This window comes from Candidatus Eisenbacteria bacterium (assembly GCA_030017955.1).
GTDB lineage: Bacteria > Eisenbacteria > RBG-16-71-46 > JASEGR01 > JASEGR01 > JASEGR01.
Genome location: JASEGR010000109.1, coordinates 1 through 6,972, shown reverse-complemented (window position 1 = coordinate 6,972; position 6,972 = coordinate 1). Strand labels below are relative to the sequence as shown.

Annotated in this window: 2 protein-coding genes and 1 tRNA gene; all 3 read left to right on the top strand. The window is 52.5% G+C overall.

The features are described 5' to 3' along the window. Nucleotides 1–258 precede the first annotated feature (258 nt). The 3 genes from QME66_12190 (at nt 259) to QME66_12180 (ending at nt 6,771) form a co-directional block, all read left to right on the top strand. Nucleotides 259–5,085 (top strand): C25 family cysteine peptidase, encoded by a 4,827-nt coding sequence (locus QME66_12190; protein ID MDI6809723.1) that lies wholly within the window; start codon nt 259–261, stop codon nt 5,083–5,085. Between the two features lie 119 nt (nt 5,086–5,204). Further along, nucleotides 5,205–6,641 carry a glutamate--tRNA ligase gene (gene gltX, locus QME66_12185; GenBank protein MDI6809722.1) on the top strand — a complete coding sequence of 479 codons (1,437 nt, stop codon included), beginning with the start codon at nt 5,205–5,207 and terminating at the stop codon, nt 6,639–6,641. A 56-nt stretch (nt 6,642–6,697) separates the two neighbouring features. Further along, nucleotides 6,698–6,771 (top strand) — tRNA-Gln (locus QME66_12180). Nucleotides 6,772–6,972 lie beyond the last annotated feature (201 nt).

The following is a 6,972-nucleotide window of genomic DNA, read 5'->3' as shown; positions in this document are numbered from 1 at the left end:
TGCGCTCCCTGCAAGCATTGCTCCTTGATCTCTGAAAATTTTGGGGAAACTCCCAGTGAAGATAATGGTTGACCTGGAGGCCGTGCGTGTGATATACTTTTTAAAAATTAGACTGCCATGACTGCTTGCCCCAGGAGGCCAAAGGAGGCCAAGAGGAGCTTCATATTTGCTACCGTAGGTTCGCGATTTCCCTTCAAGATAAGATTCCGATCATTTGTAAACAGTCAGAGTGTTACTTTTTCCAAGGAGGAATTTAGTATGAGAAAAGGAACCTTGCCGCTCGCCATGTGTTTCATATCGGTGGTTCTTCTCCTGAACGTAGGCGCTGCCCTGGGATCAACGGTCAGTATGAAAGTTGAGCTGTCCGGCTCGGAGCTCATGTTTGGGAAGAAGCTTGGCTACGACACTGTGACACTTACAGGTTCTTCGCCAGCTGTGGAGCCAGGCAAACCCGAATTGCCTCAGAAGTCGTTTCTGTTTGCCGTACCCGAAGGGAAAAAAGTGACGGGAGTCAGGGTCATTCCTCTTTCTTTCAAGGAATTCGCGGGCACTTTTATGATATTCCCTGCCCAGAAGGAAGTCCCGATATCAGAAGAGAATCCGTCCATGACTCCGCCGGATCATGAAGCCTATTCCTCCGGCCGCTGGATGCCTGAACAGCTCGGACGCCTTGGCTACCAGGGATTCATGAGAGGGCAGAGGATTGCGAGTGTAATTTTGAATCCGGTTCTGTACCTTCCATCCCAGGGAAAGCTGAAACTAATCACCGAGATGACCGTGGAATTCGTTCTTGAGGGCACGGACGAGGAGCCGGTCAAGGTCCTGAGGGGAAATCCAGACGATAAGATCCTGCTGGAGACTCTGAAGAAAGAGCTCCAGAATCCCCGAGAGGTAAGCTTCGGAGCGGTCCCGGCCGAGCCTGTAACCAGGCCTCTTTCGAGGAAAATGCCGTTCATGCCGAGCTTCAGACCCACGACTGATGGGAGCCCGGTCTACTACGTGATAATAACTGCCGATTCGCTTGCATCCTATTTTCAGACGCTTGCTGATTGGTACACGAAGTGCGGCGTTCCTGCCGTAGTTAGAACTATTCCTTGGATTACTTCAAACTACCCCAACGGCGTGGATCTGGGCGAAACTATAAGAAAGTTCATAAAGGACGCCTATTCAAGCTGGGGAACCAGGTGGGTGCTTCTAGCCGGGGACAGCAACATCATCCCTGCAAGGTATGCCAACACGACGTACTACAGCGGCGATGAAGACATCCCCACGGACATGTACTATCAGTGTCTTGACGGAAATTGGGATGCCGACGGAGATGCGATATTCGGCGAAGGCTATAGAGGAGCGGGGGCCCCCGGAGATAATGCAGACCTCTATCCGGAGGTATGGCTGGGAAGAGCTCCTGTTGACACCAAGTCCGAAGCGTCCACTTTCGTTACGAAGCTCCTAATGTTCATGAAGACTCCGGCAAGCACGTATGCGGACAAAATCTTGTTTTTTTCCGAAGTCCTCTTTCCACAGAACTTCAAAATTGGGGACCCTGTTTCATTTGACGGCGCCTCAATCACAGAATCGCACAGGGCCTGGATTCCCGGGTGGATGAATATCGTGCGACTCTACGAGAACTATCCGGCATTTCCCGGCTCCCTGCCCGAGACAAGGATGGCAGTTATTGATTCGCTTGAGTCGGGTTTTCTCATGGCGCAGCATGTAGGGCATGGATATAGAAACACGATGTCAGTGGGGGTCGGAGAATTGGGCAATGCTGATGTAGATGCCCTGTCCAATGGCTCGAAGCTCTTTGCCCTTTACGGCATGAACTGCACATCCGCGGCATTCGACTTCAGCTCAATCGGCGAGAGATTCGTTCTGAACCCCAACGGAGGATCCGTCAGCTACATAGGTTCAACAAGATACGATTTTCCCCAGACGGGTTGGGGGTATGAGGACGATTACTACGAGATTGTCTACGTTGATTCGGTTTTGGAGAACGGAAAGGCGCTTTCTCTTTCCAAGATCGACTGGATACCCTATGCCACGGGTGAGAGCGCCCACAGGTGGACGCAGCTTACGCTCATCCTTCTTGGCGACCCAATGATGAGACTGTGGACGAGGCGGCCGGGTGAGTTAGCTGTAATACACAATTCCTCCATGACGGTAGGTGACGGGCAGTTCGCGGTCTGGGTGACATCAGGGGGAACTGACGTTGACAGCGCTCTGGTCTGCCTGATGAAATCCGGCGACGATTACCAGTATGGCTACACCGACGCCAGCGGAATAGCAATTATTCCATTCAACCCGGACTTAGCTGGAACTTTCTACGTAACCGTGACTAAGAGAAACTGCAAACCCTATGAGGGAACCGCCGAAGCCTTGGCCGCCCCCGGAAAGTACTTGTTCCAGGCCGGCACGGTTGTCAACGATGACACCAATGGCCTGAGCAATGGAAACGGGGACGGACTCGCCGATTCGGGTGAAAGGGTAGAATTCCTTGTCAACCTCAAGAACTCGGGAGGTTCATCGGCGACCGGTGTTTCCGCAACACTCAGGACTTCGGATCCATATATCACGCTGCTGGACAGCACAGCGACATATCCTGACATTGACCCCGGGCAGGCAGCGCTGCCAGTTGATTCGCTGCTCTTCGACATAGGCAACTCCTGCCCCGATGCATATGAGGCAAGCTTCATGATATACATCACCTCAGGTGTAAAAAACTGGACGGACCGTTTCGTAGTGAAGATTCACTCTCACAACATGGAGCATTACGTCCAGGCTCTTAAGGACACTATCTCAGGGCATGGGAACGGAAACGGGAAAGTGGAAGCCGGGGAATGGATAGAGCTCTTTGTCACCCTCAGGAACAACGGAACCGGAGGCGGGAGAACCGTAACTGCAAAACTCACATCGGCTGACCCTGCAATTACGATAACCGACTCGACATCGGTTTATGGCGACATCGCATCAGGCGCGATGTCAACGGGTGACCGGTTCATGTTCATTTCCTCCGACACGCTGAACCATTATTTCAGCTTCATCCTTCAGGATGCGTATGGTGTGAAGTACACCAAGAGAATAGACATCTCAAAGCCGTCCGTGCCTCAGTCTCTGTGGGCGCTAGGCAATACGTCCTCAATAGACGTTTTGTGGAACCCGAATCTGGAATCCGACCTCAGGGGATACATAACCTACAGGTCCAGCTCGGGCTCCGGGCCCTTCCAAAGAGTCAGCGTTTTCCCATCCGAGCGCATCTCGTTGTATTCCGATGCGGGTCTTCTTCCTTTCACCAGGTACTTCTACAAGGTAAGCGCTGTTGACAGCTCCGGCAACGAAAGCGCCCTTTCGGCGGCTATCTCTGCCTCCACCAATCCGCCGATTCAGATCGGCTGGCCTCTCGAGATGGGGTTGCAGCAGGGGGCACTCTATGCTGAGACTGCGTCATCCCCGGTGGTTGGCAATCTTTTCTTCCCGACCTCTGACAGTCTTGAAGTGGTTGTGGGCGCAGACAAAGTGTACGCGGTCAGGTCGGACGGCGAAGAGCTTATTGACGGCGACAACGATACAAGAACTCCGGGATATTTCACGAACCTGGGACTCAGATACCACAGTTCGCCTGCCCTTGAGGACCTCGACAAAGACGGAAGGCTCGAAGTCATCTGTCCCTCATGGGAAAACAACAAACTTTATGTGTGGCATGCCAACGGTCAGCTTGCTGCGGGCTGGCCGGAATCCACCTATAGCTTTGCCTGGGGCACCCCGGCGACCGCCGACATCGATGGCGACGGATATCCTGAGATAGTGCTGGTATCAAGCGGCGGGACTACAGGCGGTTCTGAAGTTCTCGTTTTTCATGGTGACGGAAGCGAGCTGATGGACGGAGATTCGAATCCCGCAACAAAGGGTATTTTCAAGAAACTCAACTGCTGGTGGAACTATGGGAGTCCTTGCCTTGCTGACATTGACCTGGACGGTCTGCCCGAAATAGTCTTCGCGGCGACCAACGGCAAGGTCTATGTCTGGAACTCGAACGGGACCTCGGTGCCGGGCTGGCCCTTTGCAACGGCAGACACAAGCCGGTGGATCAGTTCAGGTGAAGCCGCAATCAAAGGTTCGCCGGCGGTGGGGAACGTGGACGCAAGCCCGGATGGTTCATTGGAAATCGCGGTCACCTCTGCTTACTGGGTTTATCTTCTGAGGTCAAACGGGACCGTCATGCCTGGATGGCCGAAGTACTACAATATGAACAGGAATACAAGATCGCCTTCACCTGCTTTGGCTGACATTAATAATGATGGAACCCTTGAGGTAGTCGTTGCATCGACGAACGGAGACATGAGGGTGTGGACTTATCAAGGTGCAGTTCTTCCTGGATGGTCTGCCGTGACCTATGGAAATCCGTCTCAAGGGGGAACGTCGGAATGTTCTCCGGTTGTGGGGGATATCGATGGCGACGGGAAGGTCGAGATTCTTCTGGGTTCTGAGGACGCCAAACTCTACGCATGGAACGACAACGGCACCGAACTTGACGGATTTCCGATTCACCTGGACGGCGAGGTGAGAGGCACGCCGGTTATCTGGGACATTGACAGCGATGGGAATGTGGAGATCGTTGTAGCTTGCTGGGATAAGAACATCTACGTCTGGAAATATCCCGGCCAGCAGCCGTTCAGCCCTTCCCGTTTCCCCTGGCCAATGTTCATGCACGATGCACGAAGGACCGGCGTTCACTCCAATCCCGTCATCACGGCCGTTGAGAATCCGAAGATTGATGCTTCCGTGCCTGAGGTGATGGCACTTCTTAGGAACTTCCCGAATCCTTTCAACATAGGAACGGAGATTGTCTTGAAGGTCGGCACGCTCCCGGCGGGAAGCAAGAATGGCGGCAAAGTCGCGGTCAGAGTGTATGATGTTTCGGGCAGGCTTGTGAAGACCATGGTTGACGGTGTAGTCGGGCCCGGCGTCCACACGCTCTACTGGGATGGGAAGGACAGGAAGGGTAGAAACGTTCCATCCGGGGTCTACTTCGTTAAGGCAGAAGGTCACGGCATTGCCACGACCCAGAGGATGGTTGTCATAAGATAAGAAGCTCCTGACTGATTGACTGGACAGAGCCGGAAGCTTTAATATGGCTTCCGGCTTCGTCTTGTGCGCCGCCGCGGCAGCATGTGCTGTAGCCGCTCTACGTGAGGAGGGTTACCTAGTTGGTCAAAGTAAGATTCGCTCCCAGTCCCACCGGGTTTCTTCATGTCGGCGGAGCAAGGACAGCACTCTACAACTGGCTTTTCGCAAGACATGAGGGAGGAGAATTCATCCTGAGGATTGAGGATACCGACTCTGAACGTTCAACTCCGGACTCCGTGAAGGCAATCCTGGATGGACTTGAGTGGCTGGGTTTGAACTGGGACATCGGCCCGATTTTTCAGTCCGGGAGAAGGCACCTTTACAACTTTCATTTGGAAAGACTTGTTGAGAAGGGAATGGCTTACCGCTGCTTCTGCACGCCGGATGAGCTCAGGGAGAAGAGGGAAGAGGCGCGCAGGATGAGTATTCCTCCAAGATATGACGGTAAATGCAGAAACCTTGGGGCAGGCGAACACGATAGACTCCTGAACTCAGGGAAGCCGTTTGCAGTCAGATTCCACGTAAGAGAGGGGAAGACTTCGTTCGATGACATCATTCACGGAATGATCGAATTCGATAATTCGACAATTGGAGATTTTGTCCTGAAGAAATCAGACGGTTTCCCTACCTACAACTTTGCGGCCGCCGTTGATGATTCTCTCATGGGGATTACACATGTCATAAGGGGAGACGACCACATTGCGAACACACCGAAGCAGATTCTGATCCTGGAAGCGCTCGAGCTTCCTCCGTCGAGGTTCGGACACATTCCGATGATTCTTGGGTCCGATAGATCAAGATTATCGAAGAGGCACGGGGCTACTTCGATTGAATGGTACAAGAATGAGGGATTCCTTCCCTCCGCCATGTTCAACTATCTTGCGCTCCTTGGCTGGTCGTACGACGGAACTCAGGAATATTTTGCAAAAGAGGAGCTTGTTCAGAAATTCGACCTCGAAAGGGTAAGCGACAAAGCCGCCGTTTTTGACATCGAGAAGCTCCGATGGATGAACGGAACCTATGTGAAGAACCTGACTGAGGAAGACAGATGTTCTCTCTCCAGTGCATACCTGGCGAAGGTGAACTTGATTAGTCTTCCACTTTCAGTAGAACGAAAGGAATATTTGAAGAGAGTCCTGAGGGCTGTCGGAGACAGACTCAAACTCATTTCGCAAATCGCCGAGTACGCCGGCTACTTCTTCAAGGATGAATTTGCATACGATGAGCAGGCATTCAAGAAGCATCTTTCCGGAAAAGAGAAGGCACAACTCCTGACAGAGCTGAGCGTGTTGCTCAGCGAAGAGTTCGCGTTCGACAAGGACGAGCTCGAAAAAAGGCTGAGGGATCTCGCCTCAAGAAACCAAACGAAGACATCGGACTACATTCATCCCTTGAGAGTTGCACTCTCGGGGAAGAGTGTCGGTCCGGGGATCTTTGATGTTGTGGAGATTCTTGGAAGAGAGAGGGTCTTGGAGAGACTCAAAAGAGCTATCGACTTAATCGGCGACGGGACTTAACATCTGCCGCATGTGAGAATGGTTCTCGACATGTGTCGAGAGATGGTTGGATAATCTGGGGGGTCGTCCAGCGGCAGGACAGCAGACTCTGGATCTGCCTACAGGGGTTCGAATCCTCTCCCCCCAGCCAATTCTTGGTTCTAGCCCGTTCGGCCACCAGCTCAAATGCGTATCTATATGTAGGAACTAGTCTTTTGTCTTTTAGGCAAAGCTTCGAAAATACGAAATTGAGTAGGGATCGTTTTTCTCCCAAGGTTGCTTTTTTCTCGTAGATGCTCCGTGCCTTCTGGCTCAGTTCGAAAATATTTGCCCCGAGCTCAAAATAACTGAT

Bases quoted from the DNA above. Each gene is read 5' to 3' on its own strand.
- QME66_12190 (MDI6809723.1), top strand. From the start codon at position 259: ATGAGAAAAGGAACCTTGCCGCTCGCCATGTGTTTCATATCGGTGGTT.